Annotated in this window: 1 protein-coding gene; it reads left to right on the top strand. The window is 36.0% G+C overall.

All coding sequences use genetic code 11. The features are described from left to right. Positions 1 to 15: 15 nt before the first annotated feature. Positions 16 to 433, top strand: a 418-nt coding sequence (locus tag AB4585_RS26930) for an acyltransferase family protein (RefSeq protein WP_372171798.1), incomplete at its 3' end; no start/stop codon positions are given.

Raw genomic sequence — 433 nt, 5'->3', positions numbered from 1 at the left:
TTCTTCAGCTTAATAATGATCGTTTTAGGATTTGAAATTCGCAGATTAAATATTTCGGTTAGCTCAGTAAAAGCACTGATCATATTAATGATAGGCATGTTGATTCACTTTGCTGAGGCTTATTATCTTGTCAGTTGGGATGTTGATTTTCGTATCCATGATTATTTATTTGGTACCCCTATTTGGGCTTTAGGGTTTTTCTTTTTCTTGTTGGCCAATCCTAGTTTAGGAGAGAGTAAGTGGGTGCAACCAGTTGCTAACCTCACTCTAGGCATTTATGTTTCTCACCTGCTATTTGTTATCTATCTATCTAATTTAGCTGGGTTTTTAGGTTTTGAACTATGGAAGAAAGACCTACTGGTATGGTTTGGCACAATTGTTATATCGACTCTATTTACTTACCTGGTGATGAAGACACCGTTAAGAAGAGTAT

The organism is Vibrio sp. 10N.222.49.C9 (assembly GCF_041474985.1).
In the GTDB taxonomy this organism is placed as follows: domain Bacteria; phylum Pseudomonadota; class Gammaproteobacteria; order Enterobacterales; family Vibrionaceae; genus Vibrio; species Vibrio crassostreae_C.
Note: the sequence above shows the minus strand (reverse complement) of the source record. Positions and strands in the feature narration are given on the sequence as shown.